21 protein-coding genes are annotated in these 17,060 nt (G+C 64.7%); 19 read left to right on the top strand and 2 right to left on the bottom strand.

The genetic code is table 11. The annotated features are described in order from the left end of the window. Positions 1-6: 6 nt before the first annotated feature. The 19 genes from LQE90_RS06145 to LQE90_RS06055 are packed head-to-tail and all read left to right on the top strand — an operon-like array spanning position 7 to position 14,584. A complete protein-coding gene (locus LQE90_RS06145; RefSeq protein ID WP_114566229.1) occupies positions 7-207 on the top strand; it encodes a Flp family type IVb pilin in 201 nt (66 codons plus the stop codon). 47 nt (positions 208-254) lie between these two features. Next, positions 255-422 (top strand): hypothetical protein, encoded by a 168-nt coding sequence (locus LQE90_RS06140; protein WP_225749854.1) that lies wholly within the window; start codon positions 255-257, stop codon positions 420-422. A 33-nt stretch (positions 423-455) separates the two neighbouring features. Continuing rightward, positions 456-986 (top strand): TadE/TadG family type IV pilus assembly protein, encoded by a 531-nt coding sequence (locus LQE90_RS06135; RefSeq protein WP_216528760.1) that lies wholly within the window; start codon positions 456-458, stop codon positions 984-986. After that, positions 983-3,106 carry a molybdenum cofactor biosynthesis enzyme gene (locus LQE90_RS06130; protein WP_216528857.1) on the top strand — a complete coding sequence of 708 codons (2,124 nt, stop codon included), beginning with the start codon at positions 983-985 and terminating at the stop codon, positions 3,104-3,106. Before LQE90_RS06135 ends, LQE90_RS06130 begins: the two co-directional genes overlap by 4 nt. Further along, positions 3,097-3,534, top strand: coding sequence for a hypothetical protein (locus LQE90_RS06125; RefSeq protein ID WP_225749856.1), 438 nt, complete (start codon positions 3,097-3,099; stop codon positions 3,532-3,534). Before LQE90_RS06130 ends, LQE90_RS06125 begins: the two co-directional genes overlap by 10 nt. Then, positions 3,531-4,100: a hypothetical protein gene (locus LQE90_RS06120; RefSeq protein ID WP_216528761.1), complete on the top strand. Its 570-nt coding sequence runs from the start codon at positions 3,531-3,533 to the stop codon at positions 4,098-4,100. Before LQE90_RS06125 ends, LQE90_RS06120 begins: the two co-directional genes overlap by 4 nt. Beyond that, the gene (locus LQE90_RS06115) at positions 4,100-4,525 is read left to right on the top strand and encodes a DUF192 domain-containing protein (protein ID WP_216528762.1); all 426 of its coding nucleotides are present in this window, start codon (positions 4,100-4,102) and stop codon (positions 4,523-4,525) included. The genes LQE90_RS06120 and LQE90_RS06115 overlap by 1 nt, the downstream gene beginning before the upstream one ends. After that, positions 4,522-5,124: a hypothetical protein gene (locus LQE90_RS06110; protein ID WP_216528763.1), complete on the top strand. Its 603-nt coding sequence runs from the start codon at positions 4,522-4,524 to the stop codon at positions 5,122-5,124. Before LQE90_RS06115 ends, LQE90_RS06110 begins: the two co-directional genes overlap by 4 nt. Beyond that, positions 5,121-6,020, top strand: a complete 900-nt coding sequence (locus tag LQE90_RS06105) for a prepilin peptidase (RefSeq protein ID WP_216528764.1) — start codon at positions 5,121-5,123, stop codon at positions 6,018-6,020. Before LQE90_RS06110 ends, LQE90_RS06105 begins: the two co-directional genes overlap by 4 nt. Before the next feature lie 48 nt (positions 6,021-6,068). Continuing rightward, on the top strand, positions 6,069-6,299 hold the full coding sequence (locus tag LQE90_RS06100) for a hypothetical protein (protein WP_114566236.1): 231 nt from the start codon (positions 6,069-6,071) through the stop codon (positions 6,297-6,299). Continuing rightward, a complete protein-coding gene (locus tag LQE90_RS06095) occupies positions 6,296-6,826 on the top strand; it encodes a TadE/TadG family type IV pilus assembly protein (RefSeq protein WP_216528765.1) in 531 nt (176 codons plus the stop codon). Before LQE90_RS06100 ends, LQE90_RS06095 begins: the two co-directional genes overlap by 4 nt. Before the next feature lie 14 nt (positions 6,827-6,840). Further along, positions 6,841-7,320, top strand: a complete 480-nt coding sequence (locus tag LQE90_RS06090; protein ID WP_216528766.1) for a TadE/TadG family type IV pilus assembly protein — start codon at positions 6,841-6,843, stop codon at positions 7,318-7,320. Continuing rightward, the gene (locus tag LQE90_RS06085) at positions 7,317-7,919 is read left to right on the top strand and encodes a hypothetical protein (protein ID WP_216528767.1); all 603 of its coding nucleotides are present in this window, start codon (positions 7,317-7,319) and stop codon (positions 7,917-7,919) included. Before LQE90_RS06090 ends, LQE90_RS06085 begins: the two co-directional genes overlap by 4 nt. A 17-nt stretch (positions 7,920-7,936) precedes the next feature. Continuing rightward, the gene (gene cpaB / locus LQE90_RS06080) at positions 7,937-8,839 is read left to right on the top strand and encodes a Flp pilus assembly protein CpaB (RefSeq protein WP_216528768.1); all 903 of its coding nucleotides are present in this window, start codon (positions 7,937-7,939) and stop codon (positions 8,837-8,839) included. Further along, complete coding sequence (locus tag LQE90_RS06075) at positions 8,832-10,151, top strand: TadA family conjugal transfer-associated ATPase (protein ID WP_216528769.1); 1,320 nt, start codon at positions 8,832-8,834, stop codon at positions 10,149-10,151. The genes cpaB and LQE90_RS06075 overlap by 8 nt, the downstream gene beginning before the upstream one ends. Before the next feature lie 12 nt (positions 10,152-10,163). Then, entirely contained in the window at positions 10,164-11,084 is a 921-nt protein-coding gene (locus LQE90_RS06070) for a type II secretion system F family protein (protein ID WP_216528770.1), read from the top strand. Positions 11,085-11,135: 51 nt separating this feature from the next. After that, positions 11,136-12,068 carry a type II secretion system F family protein gene (locus tag LQE90_RS06065; RefSeq protein ID WP_231088225.1) on the top strand — a complete coding sequence of 311 codons (933 nt, stop codon included), beginning with the start codon at positions 11,136-11,138 and terminating at the stop codon, positions 12,066-12,068. 11 nt (positions 12,069-12,079) lie between these two features. Then, entirely contained in the window at positions 12,080-12,688 is a 609-nt protein-coding gene (locus LQE90_RS06060; protein ID WP_216528771.1) for a hypothetical protein, read from the top strand. 3 nt (positions 12,689-12,691) lie between these two features. Then, a complete protein-coding gene (locus LQE90_RS06055) occupies positions 12,692-14,584 on the top strand; it encodes an InlB B-repeat-containing protein (RefSeq protein WP_216528772.1) in 1,893 nt (630 codons plus the stop codon). A gap of 82 nt (positions 14,585-14,666) precedes the next feature. Here LQE90_RS06055 and LQE90_RS06050 read toward each other — a convergent pair whose 3' ends face one another. After that, a complete protein-coding gene (locus tag LQE90_RS06050) occupies positions 14,667-15,890 on the bottom strand; it encodes an ABC transporter permease (protein ID WP_216528773.1) in 1,224 nt (407 codons plus the stop codon). After that, entirely contained in the window at positions 15,877-17,058 is a 1,182-nt protein-coding gene (locus tag LQE90_RS06045) for an ABC transporter permease (protein ID WP_216528774.1), read from the bottom strand. The genes LQE90_RS06050 and LQE90_RS06045 overlap by 14 nt, the downstream gene beginning before the upstream one ends. Positions 17,059-17,060 lie beyond the last annotated feature (2 nt).

Here is a 17,060-nt window from a genome sequence, read left to right as displayed (position 1 = left end):
ACGCTCATGGACGAATACCGCAGGTTGTTGGCGAAGGCGACGTGTCAAGCGGGCCGTTTGCGACGTCGGGAGGAGGGGCAGGGAACCACGGAATATGCGATTTTGGTCGGCGTGCTGGTGGTCATTGCGATTATCGCTATCACGGTGTTCAGGCCCAAGCTCCAAGAGCTTTGGAACGCCATCGCGGAGGGCATCAACGGGCTGTAGCTTGGCTTGATGGGCGGATTCCCTGGAAATGTGCAGGTCAGAGCACGGTGGAGTTCGCCATTGTTGCGGCGGCGTTCATCTCGGTCCTTGTGGCGTTGGGGGCGTTGTGGCGCTCATTGAAGAGCGGCTTGTTCGTGGATCACGCCTTGGCTTCGGCTTCCCATCATGTTCAAGGGGTGCTGGCGGGCGGTATCGCGGACGTGTTCTTGTACTGAAGGCCGGAAGGCGCGAAGGAGGTGGCATCGGGAATGGCAAGAGATACGGCGACGGCGCTGCGCGCACGCGAGCCTGTTGGGCAGGCGACGGTGGAGGCGGCTGCTTTGATACCGGTTCTGCTGGTCGGGCTTCTGCTGCTGATACAGCCGGCGATCGTGCTGTACGACCGCATGGTCATGCACGCGGCCGCTTCCGAGGCGTGCCGTCTTCTGGCAACCAAGACCGATGCCGCAGGCCCGATGGACGAAAGCTGCGAAGCGTTCGTGAGGCATCGCTTGGGAGCCGTGCCTTCGATCTCGTGCTTTCACGTTCACGAAGGAGGTTGCAGCTGGGGCATTGTCCTCGAGGGCGACGAGCAATCCGACGCGGTGAGCGCGACCATCTCCAACGAGCTGCGGCCGTTACCGCTGCTGGATGCCGGAGCGGCTTTGCTGGGCCTCGTGAACGAACGGGGGAATCTTGAAGTGCGGGTGAGCTGCCGGCAGCCCGTGCAGCCTGATTGGGCGAGCCGCATGGAGGCGGGCCGAAACCCGAAGGATTGGATAGGGGCGTGGTTGCAATGAGGTGGCGCGATCCGTTTCGCGACGAAACGGGGCTGACTTCGGCGGGGATGGTCCTGGCGCTGCTGCTCACCTTGTCCCTCGTGTTCTCGGCTGGGCAGGTGTGCCGGGTGAACGCTGCGGCTTCGGAGGTGCAGAACGTGGCCGACGCCGCCGCTTTGGCAGCTGAAAACGAAGTGGCCGAGTTCATGGTGGTCGTGCGCGTGTGCGATGCGGTGGTGCTCTCGCTTTCGCTTACGAGCCTTGTGGCGACGGGCTTGGGCGTGGTCGCCCTGTGCGTGCCGACGATGGCGTCGGCGTCCGAAACGCTGCTCAAGGCGGGCCGCGACGTGTCCCATGCGCGCGATTCGTTTGCTGAGAAAGCGGCTTCGGGCTTGAATCGTTTGCAGCGCCTTTTGCCGTTCTTCTCGGGGGCGAGCGCCGCTTCGGTGGCTGCGGCGAACAATGCGGGTGCGTCGAATTACGTGGCGTTGGCGGTCCTGGCTCCTTTCGAAGGGAAGGACATCGCCGTTGGAGCGCATGAGGGTGCGTCGACCGTGCAGGACGAGGTCGACCGCGACGCTTCCGACGTGAAGCGTGCGGCTGAAGAGGCGGAACGTGCTGCCGAGCAGGCGAACGAGGCGAAGAGAACCGCTTTCGAGCGCGATTGCGGTGCGAATCCCGAAGCCTGCATGTACGAGCGCGCGTCTGCGCTCGCGGGAATGTCGGGGTTGGAGAACCCGTTGTACAAAAGCGTTGACGCATGGTCGTTCTCGGTTGCCCTCAAGCGGGCCCAGGCCTACTACCCGCGGCGCCTTGCGATGGAGGCTCCCGAGGGGTCGTCCGTCGGGGATCGCGCTCGATCGGCGCTTCGCTCGAGGTTCTACGCGTTCGCTTCGGAAGAGGTTGCGCGCGGGTACGTGCGGGAGACGGAGGATTCTTTCGATGCGCTGTTCCCGCGCTTGCCGAAAAACACCGCGGAGATGAGGGCTACCAGCCTGTATACCGAAGCCGTCTACCCATGTACGACGGATTCCGAGGGGCGGACGACGATGCATGCTTGGCCGGGGTGCCCGGGCGCCAGCGGAGCGGACGGCTTCGGCTCCATTGCGCACATGGAAGCCGGGTCGTACCCGACGTGCGCCCAATGCGAATTCTCGGCTTCCAGCATGGGCAAGGTTGCCGCCGCATCAAGCTCGATCGAGAACGGCTTCGAGTACCACTACGAGGCGGTGGCGGTTGCGGTGGAGCGCTACGAGAAGGCACGCGCGGAGCTCGATCCTTTGTCGAGCGAGGTCAAAAGCCGCGTTTCCGGCCTGCTTGACCGTATTCGCGAAGCGGTGGGCCATGCCTGCGACATGCGCATAAGCGCCGAGCCGCCCGGAAGGTTCGGCGTGGTGGTCCTTGCGGCGAACACGGGAAGGGAGGCGGCGTCGAGCGGGTTCGCGAGTTCGTTTGTGCAGGGGTCGCAAGCGTTGGGGGCTTGCGCGGCCGTTTCGGCAGCCACGCTCGGATCCGATCCGTCGGGCGAGGGGGCGAACGTGATCTCGTCGGTGTTGGACGGCTCGCCGGACGCGGGCGTTGCCACGGGCGCTTTGAGCGCGGTGCTCGATTGTTGGTCGGCATTGCTCGAATCGTACGCGCGCGGGCAAGAGGCGCTTGACGACGCCGTTTCGACGGCTCTCGACGGCATGCCTTTGGCGGGGAACAGCGGTTTGGGTCCCTGGGCGGCGCGGGCCCTTCGGGATGCCATCGCGGCCGTGGGGCTTCAACCTGCAAACCTCGATGCCTTGAAGCCCGTGCTTGTGAACTCGGCGCATGTTGCGCGGGCCGACGGGAGCGCTTTCTCCGCGCGCCTGTTGACTTTGAAAGAGCAGGCGATCGCGCATCCTGCGCAATCAAACGACGTGTTCACGTCGATGGTGGGCGCGGTGGAACAAGGGGCGATCGAGGAGATCTCGTCGTTCGACGGGAAGGTGCAGATAGCCGTTGTGGAGCTGTTGGGCGAGGGAGGCCCGTCCGTTTCTATCGAGATCACCTTGCCGCCCGTTGTGAAAGATGCGGCGATCGACGTGGTCGAGCGCGCAGCCGACGAGGTGAGGGCCGTGTACGCGCACGTGACGGGGGTGAGGGTATGGGAGTAAGGCGAAAGCTTCGAGAATCGGGCCAGATGACCGTTGAGCTTGCGGTGGCGTTTCCGGTGCTTATCGTTGTGGCCGTGGTGGCGACGAACGCGCTCCTGTTCTTTTCGGAGTGCGCGGCGTTCGACAATGCGTTTCGCGACGCCGTTCGGATACATGCGACCTCCCCTGCTTACGGGCAGGGCGTCGAGCAAAGCCGAGCGCAGGTGGCGTCCGACCTTGCTGCATCGTTCGATCGCCCCTTCGAGACGACGCAGGTTTCGGTCGAGGGCGCAGCGGCGGGGCATACGCGCTTCACGGCTACGCTTGAGTTTTCGCCCACCTTGTTCGGACTTGGTTTGAAGTCGTCGGTGTTCGGGGTTGTGCTTCCTTCCTTGAACCATACGGCGTCGTTCGTGGTGAGCTGCTACAAGCCGGGGGTGATCGTATGAGCACGATGAAGGGCAAGGATCGGGAGCGAGCGTTTGGCGGGGAGGATGGTTCGCTCCGGAAAACGATGGCGCGCCGTGCGAAGCGAGCGGGTCTGGCGGTGGTTGCGATCATATCCGCAGCCTCGTTGCTCGACCTGGCTTTTCAGCTTGCGCGGCCGGGCCCTCTCCAAGAGGCCGCGGTCGAGGCTTTGCGGGGAGCGGGAATAATCGGGGAGCCTTTCGATTCGGCTGCTCGCTCGACCGAATCCTTCGGGTTACAGCGGCTTCCCGAGGGCTTTGAGGACGAGGTCGGCCTGCCCGATGGCGCCGACGACGTGCGGGTGGACGCTCGCGCGGGCGGCGGGGTGGTGGGGTTCGTGGTTTCCGAGGAATCGGAGCGCGCGTTCGATTCGTCTCGGGACCTGCTGCTGCAAAGGGGCTGGACCGCAATGGAGGGAGGGCGGATCGACTGCGGGTCGTTCGTGAAGGGCTCGGGGGCGTATCGCTGGCTGTTCGTCGTCTGCACGCGCGTGGGCGATGCGACGAGCGTGACCGTGCATTACACGATGGAAGGAGGGGCGTCTTGATGTGCGTGCAAGATGAGGAAGAGGGAGGGGCTGCTTCGGGGAGCGTCGGCGGCGAGGGTCGGGGCATCGACGCCGATCGCCGCGCCCCGTTGGATTGCGCCTCAGCGAGCGTCGTGCCGTTGGCCGTGGCGACCGGGTTCTTGCGCAGGGCTCGAGGCCTGCTGTTGGCCAAGCCGACGGACAAGGCGTTGCTTTTGCTGCCGTGCAGCGACGTGCACACGGTGGGTATGCGGCGTCGCCTGGACATTGCGTTCGTTGATGCGGAAGGGGTTGTGATGAGGTCGTGCCGGGACGTCGGTCCTTTTCGCAGACTGCGCGAGCGGGGCGCCGCCGCCGTGATCGAGCGGTTCTCGTCGTGCGCTGCGCCCTGGTTCGAAGAAGGGGACCGCATAGGGTTGGAACGAGTGAAAGGAGAAAGATCGTGAAGACGTGTCCAGTGTGCGGTTCGGGGGCGTTCGACGACGCCGAGGTTTGCTACGGGTGCTTGCACCGGTACGGAAGCGATTCCTTTCAGGGAGGGTTGTCGTTGCCTCGGCCCGCTGCGCCTGTTGCGCGGCAGTCCGGCGGCGTGCGCGACGGTGCGGTTGGCTCGGAGCTTGCCGCTCAACCGAAAGGCGGGGAGGTCGCGACGTCGGGTGCGGCGGGCGAATCGGCTGAAGAAGGGGCGGTGCCCGCTCGGACGGGCGGATTCGCCGGCGAGGCCGCCTGCGAGGCTGCAAGGGAGCTTGGGGTTGTCGAGGGTGCAAGCTGGACGCTTCGCTTCGAGTTTCCCGGCTTCGCTCCGGTTTCCTGCTCGGCTGGCCGGCATGAAGGCGCCGCAGCTGGTTGCGCCGGCGGTTCGTCAGGCGGCGGGGCTGCGGCGGTATCGTCTGAGCCGAAGAACGATGCGTGCGGGTTCATCGTTCGGTTCCAGCCCGATGCCCCGCGCGACGAGGGTGCTCGGCGCCGTCCTTCGCACGGCAGCCACGTGCGCGCCTCGATGATCGATTCGCGCATGCTGTCCCCGACGATGGAGAAAGCATGACCGGGCACGCTGCGCTCGGCCTGGTACTTGCCGCTCTTGTCGGCGCAGCGCTGGGGTGGCGTTCGGTTCCCTGGGCGGCGGATGCGCTGTTGAAGCGGGCGTACGACCGTGCGACAACCTGGTGGTGGCAGTCCTTCGAAGGATACCGGTCGTTCAAGCGGGCTTTTCCCGATCGGCCGTTGTCGGTGTCGGCGCGGGGCGAGGAGGGGGCCGTGGCTTTGTGGCTCGAAGACGCCCTGAGGGCTGCCCGGTCGGGATGCCTTGCGCAGGAGCGGGTTCAAGCGTTGAAGGAAGCAGGCTTGGAGGTGTCGCCCGCGAGCGCGGCGCGCACGGAGCGCGAGCAGGAAAAGCGGTGCTCCTTTCCGGCAACCCCGCGCAAAAGGGCGGCGCTTGCGCTGGCTGGAGCTGCATCGGGCGTCGCGATCGTTCTTACGGGCTTGCCTGCGGTGCCGTCAGCATGCCTGGCGGTGTGCGCGTTCTTCATGCTGGCGGCCGTTGCGTGCGATCTTCGCGCTCGCATGCTGCCGCTCGAATGCTGCATTGCGCTGGCTGTTGCGGGGGCGGCGTTTCAGGCGTCGTGGGCGGGCGTTGCAAGCATGGGCGCCGGATGCGCGTTCGGGGCGGTCGTGGTTGCGGCGTGCTTCGCCGTGAACCGTTGGTGGGGTGCGCGCGGGGCGGCCCCGATCGGGCACGGCGACGTGCGGTGCATGGCGTCGCTTTCCCTGGCTACCGGGGCGGCGGCGCCGGTGGGGCTGGCAGCGTGCTACGCAAGCGCCGGCGTGGTTGCGGCAGTGGGCTTGGCAACGCGCAAGCTCTCGCTTCGCGACGGTATCCCCATGGCACCGTTTTTAGCATTGTGGCTGATCGGCGGCGTATACGTTGCCGTATGCATGTAAAGGAGCCGGCGCTGTCGGGCGTTGGCGAAGCCGAATCAAGGAGGAGTTATGGAAAAGCAGGAGAACGTATGGTCGAAGCAGAGCAAGGTCAAGGCGCTTTTGGTTCGCGGGGAGGAAGACGGCGGTTCGGAAATCGTTCAAACGGTCATCGTGCTGGGGTTCGCGGTCGGCTTGGGCGCGGCGTTGATTCTGCTGCAGGGCAACATCCAAAGCGCCATCACCAAGGCGGGCACGTCGGTGACCGATATGTTCTCGAAGGTCACTTCGGGCGCGGCGTGAGGTTTTGCGGCCTGTGCGTTCCGCTGCGCAAAAGCCGCGCGCAGGCATGCGCCGAACAGGGAGGAAGCGTCGTCGCGTTCGTGGTGTCGCTTCCGATCCTGTTGGTGTTCCTGTGCGGGATTCTCGATGTCGGGCGCGCGGTGTTCTTGCGGGTTGCAGTGGACGATGCGGCTCATGCGGCATGCGCGGCTGTCTCGACGGCGCCTGCCGGAGGTGCGACGCCGATTGCGTACGATGCGGCGCTCAGGGCCGCGCCCGCCTTGGGCGCCGAAGGGCTTGCCATGCGCGTTGTCGTGGAATACGAAGCCGAAGAGGTCGTCTCTTACGATCATCACGTTTACGTGGATGCGGGCGAGTCGTTCGAGACGCGTCCGGTGCGGCTTCTGCGCCAACCCGTCGAGGTTGCCGTGCGCCTTGAAGGGCGGTATCTCACGCCGATAGGAAATGCGTTGGCTGCGGTAGCGGGCAATGCCGAGGGGCGGTTTTCGTACGAATCCCGTTCGGCCGGAGCTGTCGCCGAAGGGTAGGGAAGGGGGTCTTGATGGTTCGCTCGGATAGAGGGAGCGAGACGGTGCAGTTCGCGATTGCGGCGCCGTTGCTGCTGCTGGTGGTGTTCTCGACCATGCAGGTGGGCGGCATGATGCTTGCGGCAACCCAGCTGTCGTCCGATATCGTTCGGGCGTGCCGTCAGCTCGACGTGGCCGGGCTGCGGCATGCCGCCGACAAAGAAGCTTTCGTCAAGGCGGGCATCTTGGGCTCGGCTACGCAGTTGAATCCTGAGAACTTGAGCGTCGATCGGGTCCTATCCCGCTCCGAGGAGGTTGAGGCGGCGGGCTTCTCGGCTTCCGGCGAGCCTGTCGATCGCCGCTCGAAGGTGACGTCTCTTTCCTATGAGGTGCGCTACGACGTTCCCTCGATCCTGGATGTGCCCGGCTTGAGCGGTCGCTCGTTCGCTCGCCAAGTCGATTGCCGCTACGTCGAAAGCTGCGCGGTCGAGATCCAACTGGGGAGGGCGTCGTGAGCCGCCGGTTGCGCTGCAACGAGGCGGCGAACATGCTGCCCCTTGCGGTGATCGCGCTGTTCTTCCTTTTCTCGGTCTCGTCGTTCGCTATCGACCAGGGGATTGCGTACTCCGCGAAAGCAAGGCAGGAGAACGCGCTGGATGCGGTTCGCTCGGCCTGTATGGATCCGACGTTCGCCTTGTACGCAAAAAACGTCGAGGATCCGGGACGGGAGGTTGCCGAGCTTGTTGTTCGCACGGCCCGGGAGGAAGGGTTCGCCGGTTCTGCAACGGTGTGGTTCTACGAGGCGGCGGAATCCTTGCTGCCGTCGTCCGAACGGCTTTGGGGGATAGGGGTTCAGCTTGAAGAGGATGCTCCTACGGTGTTCGCGCGCGGCTTCGGGGTGCCGAGCCTGCCCGTCGCCTCGCATAAGGTGATGGTGGCCGTGCCCTACGCGAGCGAGCGCGCATGGCGGCCGGATGAACGACGGTGCGGCAGGTACGGGGCGGATGCGGGATCGAACGGCGTTTCGTTCGTTCCCATGGGGTCGTTGGAGGAGTATCCCGCTCCCTTGGTGGAGGCGTTGCGTTCGGCGCTGCCGGAGCGGCAGGCCGCGTAAAGGGAAGGAGCGTTGAAATGACGATGGACGGTTTGCGACCCTCGACTCGAAAAGGAGGGTTCGCGCAGCGAGCGTCGAAGGCTGCCGATGCGCAAGCGGACGGCGCGTCTGCACGGACGTCCCGATACGGAGGCTTCGATCGAGGCGGGCCGGTTGCGCAGGCGCCGGATTCCCCTTCGGTCGAGCCTCGCCCTTCCGGCGCTCGGTTGCCGGATGGTTCGCAGCGAACGTACCGGCGCGTGCGGATGCTTGCCGCGCTGGTCGCCGTGTCGGTCGCCGTGTCGTTTGCAGCGATCGTCTACGGTTTGTGGGCGCGGGCGGCTTCGGCATCGGCGGTCGAGGAGGCGACGGCCGGAGCGGCCCCCGTGTTAGTGGCCGCCACCGACATTCGCGCGGGCGACGTGCTGACGTCGGAGTCGTTCGTGGAGAAGGACATACCCGCCGCGTATCGCGCGTCCGAGGCTATCGGGCTTGCGCAGATGGGCCAGGAGGGTTTCGAGGGCAGATGCGCGCTCGTGGACATGGCTGCTGGAACGCAGGTGCTGCCTTCGTTCGTCGCAGGTTCCGCCGATGGCGGTCGCTTGTCGGCTCGCCTTCATGCCGGGATGGAAGCGGTTACCGTGGGGGTGGATGCGGAAACGGGCCTTGCCGGTCGTATCGGCGTGCATGACACGGTGCGCGTGGTTTCAGCCGAAGGCTCTTCTTCGGGAGCCTCCGTTCTTTCCACGTTGTGCGCGCAGGCGCGGGTGCTTGCGGTAGGCGACGCCGCCGCGTCCAGCGACGGCTCGTACGCTTCGGTTACGGTGGAGGTGAAGCCCGAGGAGGCCGATGCGATTCGCGAGGCCCAGTACGCCGGGCGGGTGAGTTTGGTGATGATTTCCTCGGAAGACGCCCTGCTTGGAGGCGATGATCGTGGATAGGGCGATCGAGCGTTCGCTGAAGGGCGCCGTGCGCGACGAGGTGGCCCTTCAGCTGCGAGGCGGGCAGTTCGACGAGGCGGCGGTCGAATCTTTGATCAGGAGCGCGGTGGGCGCGGCTGCTCGGGATTGGGGGCTTTTCCTGTCACCTTTGGAATCCGAAGCGCTTGCGCAGGCCATGATAGACGACTTCCTCCATTACGGGCCGCTGCAGCCGCTTCTCGAAGATGCCTCCATCACCGAGATCATGGTGAACGGAGGGGGCGTCGACGCGTCCGATCCCGCGCTGCCTTTTCGGGACCCCGTGGTGTACGTCGAGCGGGCTGGGATGATCGAGCGCAGGCCCGACGTGGTGTTCGACGACGCGCAGCACGTTCGGCGCATCATCAACAGGATTGCCGAGCAGGCGGGCATGCGCTGCGACGAATCCCATGCCATGGGATGCGCTATGCTGCCGGGAGGCCGTGCCCGCGCAACCTACGTGGTTCCTCCCGTGGCGCCGGACGGGCCGGCGCTCAACGTGAGAACGTTCTCGGCCGATGCGCTGGGGATCGGCGATTTGATCAGCGTCGGGACCCTTTCGGAGGTCATGGCCGAGTTCTTGTGCTCGGCGGTGCAATCTCGCTGCCCCATGGTCATATCAGGGGGGACGGGGTCGGGCAAGACCACTTTGCTCGGCGCGCTTTCGGGGTTCATTCCGCCTGACGAGCGCGTTATCACCATAGAGGACACCCCGGAGCTGAGGTTACTGTCGCCTCATGTGGAGCGCATGCAGACGCGCGAGGCGAACGCGGAGGGCGAGGGCGCGGTGAGCATGCGCGATCTGGTGACGCTTGCTTTGCGACGTCGTCCTGATCGCATCGTCATCGGCGAATGCCGTGGGGCCGAGGCGTACGACATGCTGCAGGCTATGCAGACGGACCATCCCGGGTCCATGACCACCGTGCATGCGAACGACCCGGCGAACGCTATCAGCCGCTTGCGAACCATGGTCGGGTACGCCGACGGGGATTTGAGCCGCGAGGTCATCGTTCAGCAGATCGCCGAATCTTTGCAAGGCGGCTTGATCGTGCATGTCGAGCGCTTGCGCGATGGCAGGAGGAAGGTGACAAGCATCGTCGCAGTGGATTCTTTGCCCGAGGGAAGTTCGGTGATACTGCGTTCCGAGCTGTTCTCGTTCGAGGTGGAAGGCGTTGATGCGGCGGGCGCGATTGCGGGGGCATGGCGTGCGCGGGGCGTGCAGCCGCAGCGCATCAAGGAGCGTATGCGAACGGCGGGGGCGTGGTACGACCCTGCGTGGTTCTTCTCGGCGTGACAGGGGGCTTTCATGATTGGTCTCGCACTACCGGCGGTTTTGCTATGCGCTTGCTCTGCCTTGTCGTTGATCGCGTTCTCCTCGTATCGACGGCAACGCGCCGAGCTGCGATCGCGCAGCTTGGGCGAAACCGAGCTGTACGCAGCCGGGAAGGCTGCTGCGGCTGCACGCGCAAAGGTTTCGCGCAGCCCGCTTGCGACGATGCTGCACGAGGCGGGTATCGAAACCGTTCCCTCGATGTGGGTTGCGCAGGCTCTGTGCGCGGTGTTCCTTGCAGGGTGCTTGGCGGCGGCGCTTTCGGGAAGCTGTCCCGTTGGCTTTTTCACGGGCGGTGCGGCGGCCGCTGCGATTTGGCTGCGGGTGGGCGTGCTGCGAGCACGCAGGAGCGCGCTTCTGGACAGGCAATTCTGTCGGGCCTTGCCTCAGATTGCGGGCGGCGTCCGCAGCTCGCTAACGCTTGAGCGCGCGATACGCGCGGTTGCGGCGCATGTGGACGACCCGCTTCGCGAGGAACTTACCCGCGTGCTTGCCGACGCTGCATACGGGACGTCGTTGAACGTGTCGCTTGAGGAGATGGCTCGCAGGACGGCCAGCCCTGACGTGCAGGCGTTGGCCGCCGCCGTTCGCGTGCAGCAACGTTTCGGAGGGGCGATCGCTCCTGTGCTCGACATGATCGCTGCGCACGCGAACGTGCGCTTGAAGATGAGCCGCGAACTGCGTACGGAGCTCGCGGGCACGCGGTTGGCGAAGTGGTTTGTTGCGGCGGCCATGCCGGCCATCTTTCTGCTCATGTTCGTCGCCAATCCTGATTTCGCGCGCTTTTACGCAGAGGAGCCGCTCGGGTGGGCGGTGGCGGGGGTGGCTGCGTTGTGCGAGGTCGGCGGCTTGCTGGCGTGTCGGCGCATAACGAGCGTATCGAATAGTGGTCGGTGACGGGTCCGAGGGCGAATTTTGGGATTCTCATTCGTTTGAAAGGGGGCGATCGTGTTGGACGTTGTGGTTATGGGATCGCTGCTTATGTTGGGGGCGTTGCTCGGGCTTGCATCGTACGAGATCTTGGTTCGTTCATGCGCGCCGCAACCGCGCGGCTTCGCCGTGCCGGCGCGACGCGTGCGCGCGGTTGAACCTGCCCGCGCCGAAGGAGCTTTACGTCGCTGCGCGCGCGAGGCGCTGTCCGCTTTGTCCTGCGGCCTTGACCGCTTGGCTCCGGTTGCCCGCGCGGATATCGATGTGCGTCGCGACCGTTTGGCGCGGGCGGGCGTTCGCCTTGAACCGGAAACCTGGCGTAGCCTGCGTGTTGTCTGTGCTGTTGCGGCGGGTCTTTTGGCGACGCTTGCGGCAGCGTTTGCACCCGGTGCGCACGCTGCCGTGCGGATGCTTGCCTTTTGCATAGGGGTTGTTGCGGGATGGATGCTCCCCGCTCTGATCGTTTCAAGCAAGGAAAAAAGTCGGCGTCGTGACATCGAGGCCGCCCTGCCCGAAGCCATGGAGCTTTTAAGCGTGGCGCTTGCCGCCGGATCCCCGGTCGAGCAGTGCTTCAGGGAGGTTGCGGAAAGCCTGAGCGGGCCTATTTCCGAGGAACTTTTCATTGTTGACCAGGAGGTGAACTTTCTGGGTCACTCGCGCGAGGCTGCACTTGAGCATCTTGCAGCGCGTTGCCGCAGCCAAGACGTATCCGCGTTCGCGGCGCACGTGACGCAGGCCATCACCCAAGGGTCGTCCATTGCCGAAGGGCTTGCGTCCCAGGCGGCCGTGGCGCGTGAAACGGCGCAGGCTGACGTGCTCGAGCGCATTCGCACGATGCCGACGAAGCTCGACATCGTGCTGTCGATGTGCTTTCTGCCGCCGACGGTTGCGTTGGTGGTGGTGCCAACCGTGGTCAGCTTGCTGGAGTTCTTGAACGACACGATGGCGTAGGGAGGACGGGTATGCAGTATGGGAAATGCGGGTCGCGTTCGTTTGCGAGCAGGGTTCGACGTGCGATCAAGTCGGCTTCGCGAAGGCCCGTCCCGATTGCCACCGCCGTGCTCGGGGCTGCGGTTGCGGCCTGGGCCGCCTTTGCGCTCGGTGGGTTTGCGGCCGGCTTCGAACGCGAGGGGCAAGCCGAAGCGCCCGCTCCTCTTCGGTGTCTCGAGGCGACGGTTTCCTGCGAAGGATGGTCGATCGGCAACGTTGCTTTAGGGGCTTTCGTCTCGGGGTTCTCGGTCGACGGCGAAAAAATCGACAAGCAGATGCTGTTCGAAGGGCCGGGCACGTGCGTCGTCGACGTTCCCGAAGGATTTTACGAGCTGTCGCTGCAACTGCCCGTGATTATGGTGGAGGACGGGTCGATGCGCGCTGCGGGGGATCCGGTCCCGATCCGATTCGGTGAGTCGGGTTCGCCTGCTCGGGCGGCCGTTGCTTACCGGGATATCGAATCAGCCGCGTTGCCCGATCAAGATCTGTCCGAAATCGCAAGGTCGAGCTTTCGCGATCAAAACGATGCCGAAAAAGCGCTTGCGCAGGCAAGAGCGAAGCGCGACGAAGGAAGGGGGTAGGGTATGCGCAGAGTTTACGCGAAAGCCGTTTCGCTGCTGCTCTCGGTGCTTTTGCTGGCGGTTGGGTTCGCAGCGTGCCTCCCGCGTGAGGCGTTCGGATACGAGTACCTGCATTCCGACACGACCAGCATCTACAATCGTGCTTGGATATCCGCGAGCCCTTCGGGCTATCTTGAGCTGATCGGCTCGGATCCGAACGGCCCCAGACCGGGCATGCCGAACTGGGAGCTTCCGGGCGGGACGAACGCTTACGTGGTGGCCTACCAGTTCGCGATTTGGGGAGACGCCGGCGGGCAGGACGACCTTGTCTGGTACACGGCGGGCAACGGAAGCTGGTCTAGGGGCGGCGCGAACATGGGCACCGGGGATTTGACCGGCAGCAAGAACGGCACGGGGTTCGGCTGCATCGCTACGTACGGGTACGGATGGGGCGGCACCGTCCTTTCGAGCCACGGCGGCCTGGACGAGCTCATGCACAACCATATCTACATTCACAGCACGATTGCCGGGGTGGGCGATACCGAGGGGACGGGCCTGCGCAATTACGGCAGCGTCGACTTCTGGCCGCGCGTCAGCATCCGCTACGATGCGAACGGCGGCTCGGGCGCGCCCGGCTCCCAGTACAAGTACATCGGCAGCGTTGGCGCGGTGTCTTCGAAGCTGCCCGTTCGCGTGGGGTATACGTTCGAGGGATGGTCGACCGAAAGACAGGGCCCTGTGAACGTTCGTCCTGGTCAGAAGATTGGCTATCAGGATTGGAACCTTCAGGTGGAAAGCCTTGTGCCGCACGGATGGAACAACGGGCCCTCTGACTTCTGGCGCGATCCGAGCGCGGGGCGTCCTTCGCCGAGCGGTTCGAACACCATCACGCTGTATGCCCAGTGGAAGCCTGTATCCTACGTTGTCTCGTACGAAGGAAACGGCGCGACCGGGGGATCGACGAGCGATTCCGTGCACGTGTACGACGCTCCCAAAGCCTTGACGATGAACGGGTACGAGCGCTCGTACCGGTTGACGTGCGACGCGCAAGGCGGGTCGATGGGCGTCGCCTCGCTGGCATGCGTTTGGCCGTGGGCGTCGTGGAACGCGCGTCCTGACGGCTCGGGCGAGTCCTACGGCGACGGCTCCCTGGTCAAGAACATGCGATCCACGAAGGGAAAGGCAACGCTGTACGCCCAATGGCGTCCCGGCGCCGTTGTTCTTCCTGATCCCGGGGAAAAGCCCGGGCACGTGTTCGAAGGCTGGTACTCGGCTGCGTCGGGAGGCGACTTCGTGGGCAGTGCCGGCGCGTCGATTTCGATAGCGGCCGATACGACGTGCTACGCGCGTTGGCAAGTGCTCGCCGAGGTGACGTACTATGCGGATGGACAGGTTCTTTCGGGGTTCGGGGACCTGCTGCCCGCGGGAGTGGCGTACCGAACGAGCACAGAGGCTGCCGCAGCGGCCGTCAAGCAGGATTGCGCGGGGTTCGAGGGGTGGTTCGTGGACGCTTCGTGCACGAAGCGCTACGCGGAAGGATCCCCGCTGCCAAGCGAAGGCCTTCGCTTGTACGGCCGCAACAAGGTTTCCGTGAGCTATGCGCAAACCGATCGCAGTACGGCGCTGTTCGCCGACCGCACGCTCTACGCCGATAAAGATGCAGGCTCGCTGCTTGATCGGGACGCGCTTCTGCCGCCGGGCGAAACGCTTTTCTACGGCGATCGGATCACGTTCGACCGCGGGCCTTCCGTGTGGTTCGAAGATCGCGATCGCCTGCGCGAAGCGTCGTGCGAGCCGGGCGCCTACGCTACGGCCGCAGCCGAAGGGCTGCCTGCGCGCACCGTGGTGCTCACGTGCAACACGATTGCGTACCTCAACTGGCGCATTCCCCTCTACGACGGCGTAGCCGTGTCGTAGAGGCCGTGTGGTAGAGGGGCTCCTGCGGGGTTGCTTTTTAGAGGGGGCCGACGGTGCTGCGTCGGCCCCCCGGCGGCTTCCCTTACGCTCGCGCGGCCGCCGCGTTGCCGCCGGCCCTCGAGCTTGACGCTCGCAGCTTTCCGGCAACCAGGCCGGACGCGATCAAAACGGAGGCGAACAGCAGCACGATACCGATATCGCCCAGAATGGGGCTGATCGCATCCCAGGACACGGCGTCAAGGCGAAGCGCTCGGCTCACGGCGTCGTTGAACCAGGACGCAGGCGTGAAGTACGCGGCCACTTGCACTTCGGGGGCGAGCAAATCCAGGCTGACCCATGCACCGCCCAAAAACGCCATGAGCAAGCCCAGCACGTTGCCCGCTGCGTTTGCGATGGGCTCGCTCGTTCCTATCTGTCCGAGCAAGAACCCGATGCCCAACGGAACAAGCGAGAACGCCAGCGAAGCGCCCAGCATCAAGGCTATTCCAGCGGGCGGCACGCTTCCTAGCGACGATCCGAACACCGCGATGCCCAAGCCGATGCTGAACCCTCCTATCATCAAAGTTACGGACAGGCAGCCCAAGGTCATCTGCAGCCCGTACGAAAGCGGGCTAACCGGCGACGAGACGTTGCGCCGGGATACGTCGGTGCGGTTGAACGAGTCCATAAGCAGGCTTACGCATACGATGATGGCCACCGTGAGCGTGTACGTGCTCCATTGCAGGTAGAACGCCAGCTGATCGGTAGGGGCTGCGGCGTCTGCCGAGGTGACGGCGTCCACGCTCGCCGTATGCGCGGCCGCCTCGTTCGCCTGCTTCACCAAGCTGTCTGCTTCGGCTGCTTCGTCAAGAGCGGCAGCGGCGGCCACCAGGGAAAGGTACCGATTGACATCTTGATCGAACAGCGATCCTGACATCGACTGGTAGCTGTAAACCGATTCCACAACGGGTGCGTCTCCGCCCGTCCTGGCTGCGTTCACGTACGCTTCCCCGAAGCCGTCGGGAACAATGAACAAGCATTCGACCAGGCCCGTTGCTACGGCGTCTTGCAAAGCGAGCGTGTTGTCCTCCACTTCGACCAGCGTCGCCCGTTCGGCAAGGTGATCTTCCAGGCCGCGCGACAGGTCCGACCCGTCCCGGTCGATCACGGCGATATTGGCCGTGTAGCTTTCGAATTCGTCTTGACCGGTGTCCGCGGCAACGCCGCTGGTGACGAACACGCCCATGGCACTCAGCCATACGGCGTACACCAGCAGGTACACAGGGTGGCTGAGTGCAACGCGAAGGGCTGCCTTAAAGATGCTCATAGCGTTGCCTCCTAATGAAAAGAGCGGACAGAGCGAACAGGACCGCGCCGAATGCAAGCAGAACGAGCATCTTCTCGAAGAACGGCCCCAGCGCGTCGTAGTAGTACAGGCTGTAGAACAGATCGGTCGTTAGCTTTGCGGGGTTCAACGTGGCGGTTATCGGAAATGCGCGGGCGATGCTGTCGGCAAGCTGCATGCACGGTTCGCCGTACAGGCCCGCGAACAGCGACAGGAAGCAAGTCGCGCCCGTCAGGATGCCCGATTTCGCGGGAAGGCTCATTTTCGGCAGCGCGCCGATAAGGGTGCCGAGCGCCGTGGCCAGCAGCGCGGCGGCCGCCAGTCCCACCATGCACAGCCCTTCTCTTCCTCCGAAGTCCACCCCTACGACGAAGCGAATGTAGGCGAACGCTGCCAAAAGGCATGCAAGGGCCAGCGACCAGCTTGCCGCCAACGTGGCTGCCAGCGCTTTCGTGCGGCTGATCGCGCCTACCGTGCGTCGCGCTCCCAAAATCGAGAGATTGGGTTGCATCTGGCATAGGGCGAACATGGAAACCTGGCTGGTGAACAGGGCCGCCATGCCTAAAAGCGCGTAGTAGAACCGAACGCTTTGGGAAGGCGAGCTGTGCGTGAGCGATACCTGTTCGGTTGCCGCCGGGGTGTCGAGGGCCTGCCGCACGGCGTCGGCGTCGGCCAGCGCAAGCGGGTTGGTGCGGGCGATCTGCGTCAAAAGCTCCGCGTTCTGCGCGTAGGAATCGGCGATGGTCTGCAGGATGGTGGCATTGATGCGGCTCAGGCTGCTGTTAAGGCTTTGCGTTCCCGCTGCCGCGATGAGCACGGGATTGCCCTCGTCGTCGACGGAGAACCCTCCGGCCACCTCGCCGCTTCGGACCAAGTCGCGCGCAGCGTCCTCGCTTGCCACCTGCCGAACGTCCAATAGTCGGTCGTTGCCGGTGCTCAGCTGGTCGATCATCTGCGCAAACGCAGAGCCTTCATACGCGGCGTCCGCAACCACGACGCTCGGCACGGGACTGATCGACTCCTGTGCGTCAAGCCCTGAGAACATGAACATGAACAGCGTCGAAAGCAAAATGGGGAAGGCGAAGGCCCAGACGAACAACGACGGTGTTCGCGTGAGCATCTTCGCGGTGTATTTGAACGTGGTCCACATGG

It is taken from the genome of Paraeggerthella hominis, from assembly GCF_021044775.1.
Classification (GTDB): domain Bacteria; phylum Actinomycetota; class Coriobacteriia; order Coriobacteriales; family Eggerthellaceae; genus Paraeggerthella; species Paraeggerthella hominis.
Note: the sequence above shows the minus strand (reverse complement) of the source record. Positions and strands in the feature narration are given on the sequence as shown.